This is a genomic window from uncultured Planktosalinus sp. (assembly GCF_963973675.1).
Classification (GTDB): domain Bacteria; phylum Bacteroidota; class Bacteroidia; order Flavobacteriales; family Flavobacteriaceae; genus Planktosalinus.
The window spans coordinates 1-3,007 of the sequence record NZ_CAXBAN010000335.1 but is presented as its reverse complement, the minus strand read 5'-3'; the positions used below and the strand labels follow the sequence as shown (position 1 = coordinate 3,007).

The window sequence follows — 3,007 nt, the reverse complement described above, 5'->3', positions numbered from 1 at the left end:
CTCGAAATTTTAAGACAAATCAGTCTTGAGTAAGTGCTTTTAGCTTTGAAAACAAATCCCATACAACCACCCCGGCACTCACTGAAATGTTCAAGGAATGTTTTGTGCCCAGTTGCGGGATTTCAAGGACTTCATCAGAAGCGTCTACCACAGGTTGAGAGACCCCTTTGACTTCGTTGCCAAAAATAACGGCATATTTTTGAGAAGGTAAAGGCGAAAACTCATCCAGCATCACCGCCTTTTCAGCCTGCTCAATAGCCAGTACTTGAATGTTTTCAGACTTGAGTCGTTGCACTACATCGAGCGTGTTTTCAGCATATTCCCAGGCAACGGTTTCGGTGGCTCCCAAGGCGGTTTTATGTATGTCCTTGTGGGGTGGCTTGGCAGTGATGCCACAGAGATAAATTTTTTCTACTAAAAAAGCATCTGCAGTACGAAAAACAGACCCAATATTGTTCAAACTCCTGATGTTGTCCAATACAATGAGGAGGGGTGTTTTTTGTGCCGCTTTAAATTCTTCTTCACTAAGCCTTGGAAGTTCGCTGTTTTTTAATTTTCTGTTGCCCATGAGTGCAAAAGTAAGATTTTATAAAAGGAATGTAAATCAAAATCCCTTTACTTAGCTTCTTTTTTTAGTTTAAGGAAACTTTCAGCTTGTTGTTTTAGAAAATGAAGTATGCTGATGGCATCTTTTTGAGTAATTTCACTAAATTCAGAATGCGTTTCACAATAATAAAGAAATTCATAGACCTTGCTTTTATCAATCTTCAATTCTTCAATGATATACTTTTCAGGAAATTCTTCAAGGATGCGCTTTATGCGTTGATTGTCTTTTTCTAGTTTTACTCTGTTCTTTAGCATTTTTGTCCTGCCGGAAATACCATTGATAATGCCATCCAAAGACATAGGACCGGCACCATAGGAAGCAGTCTTCAATCTTCTTTCAGACTGCGTCAAAACCCGGATTTCTTTATCAATAATTCCTAATGAAAACGCAGTAACTACAGGTGTTGTTTGAATGTTTTTGGAGTCTCTGTTCAAATCTCTCGTTAAAGTATGGTTTTTTAAAAATACTTCATCCAGTTCATTAGTAAATTGTTCTAACTCAATAACAATTTCTTTAGAGACAAACGCTTCCAATGAAATTGTAATAATTTCAGATTTGAACTGCAATGATGAAATATGCAGGGTATCACCAATCGAAACCATAATTTTAAAATCACCAAAAAGGTCAGTTAGTGTGCCCTTTGAAGTTGTAGTGTTGAATACATGAATGTTTTCCAGCTCCTTTTCAAAGGGGTGGGTCACTTTACCACTCAATGCAAACTCTTGTGAACTCACTAAAGTTGTAAAAAGCAACACAGTCAAACAGGAAATTATTTTGATGAGTATACGTTTCAATGGAATTAGGAATAAAAAGTCAAATTAATAGAATTGAGAAATACAAGCGTATTAATAAACTCCCAAAAAACGTTTTTTTTACACCTGATTGTTTTAAGAACCACCGTTTTTTTGTTGATAAAAACTCAATAAAAAAAGTGAAGTGGTTTTAAAAAGCCTATCAGATTTTTTACCTTAGCTTGTTGCAGAAAAGCACCTCTTATGGCAAAAAAAGAAACCCCCTTAATGAAGCAGTACAATACGATCAAGGCTAAGTATCCCGATGCCCTGCTTTTGTTTAGAGTGGGGGACTTTTATGAAACTTTCGGTGAAGATGCTAAACGGGCCGCGGCCATTTTAAACATCACGCTCACTGCCAGAAACAACGGTGGCGACCAAACCGAATTGGCAGGCTTTCCTCATCACTCACTCAACACCTATTTGCCCAAATTGGTAAAAGCCGGTTGCCGTGTGGCCATTTGCGACCAGCTGGAAGACCCCAAACAAACCAAAACTATTGTAAAACGTGGTGTAACTGAATTGGTAACTCCGGGGGTTGCAATCAATGATGATATCCTTCAATCAAAAAACAACAATTTTCTGGCAGCGATTCACTTTGGCACTAACAGCATAGGAATTGCTTTTCTCGATGTCTCTACAGGCGAGTTTCTCACTTCAGAGGGCGACCGGGACTACATCGATAAATTGCTTCAAAACTTTCAGCCCAGTGAACTGCTGATTCAAAAGCAAAAAAAGAAACTGTTTTTTGATTCTTTTGGCGAAGATTTTCATTTATTTTATCTCGATGACTGGGTGTTTCAAAATGAGTATGCTACTGAAACCCTCAACAAGCATTTCAACACAAAAACATTGAAAGGTTTTGGTGTAAATCACCTGGAAAATGGCATCATAGCATCAGGAGTGGCCTTGCATTATTTAAGCGAAACACAACATCAAAAACGCGACCACATCAGCCGGCTACAACGCATCGCAGAAGATGCTTATGTATGGATGGACCGCTTTACAATTCGCAATCTGGAACTGTACTTTTCCAATGCACAAAATGCGGTAACCCTTCTGCAGGTAATTGACAAAACCATTTCAGCAATGGGAGGAAGGATGCTTAAACGTTGGCTGGCACTTCCACTAAAAAATCCTGAAAAAATAGTCGAACGGCACGAGGTGGTGAGTTTTTTGTTAGACAATCCGGAACTGTTGCAAAAAATGCGTCAACACATCAAACACATTGGAGATTTGGAACGTTTGATTTCAAAAGTAGCAACCGCTAAGGTGAACCCCCGGGAGCTTATTCAATTGAAAAACTCGCTGGAAGCCATCGTACCCATCAAAAGTCTCTCTGAAAATACAGGAAATGAAGCCTTAAAAATCCTTGGCGAACAGCTCCACTCTTGTGACAGCTTACGCGAAAGAATAAAAGAAACCCTCAATGAAGAGGCTCCTGTCAACATTTTAAAAGGAAACTCCATCGCTCCGGGATTTTCTGAAGATCTCGATGAATTGAGAGCCATTTCCAAAGGTGGAAAACAATACCTTGATGAAATGCTTGAACGTGAAACCAAGCGCACCGGAATTACTTCATTGAAAATAGCCTCCAATAATGTGTTTG

At 39.0% G+C, this 3,007-nt stretch carries 3 protein-coding genes; 1 reads left to right on the top strand and 2 read right to left on the bottom strand.

All coding sequences use genetic code 11. From position 1 onward, the window contains the following. Positions 1-19 precede the first annotated feature (19 nt). Together AACY61_RS11520 and AACY61_RS11515 are read right to left on the bottom strand one after the other, a co-directional pair. Positions 20-568, bottom strand: coding sequence for an RNA methyltransferase (locus tag AACY61_RS11520; protein ID WP_339611729.1), 549 nt, complete (start codon positions 566-568; stop codon positions 20-22). 47 nt (positions 569-615) lie between these two features. Next, positions 616-1,401, bottom strand: coding sequence for a carboxypeptidase-like regulatory domain-containing protein (locus AACY61_RS11515; protein ID WP_339611728.1), 786 nt, complete (start codon positions 1,399-1,401; stop codon positions 616-618). A 201-nt stretch (positions 1,402-1,602) separates the two neighbouring features. On the opposite strand from AACY61_RS11515, the gene mutS reads away from it, so the two are divergent. Beyond that, on the top strand, positions 1,603-3,007 hold a 1,405-nt coding region (gene mutS, locus AACY61_RS11510), incomplete at its 3' end, for a DNA mismatch repair protein MutS (protein WP_339611727.1).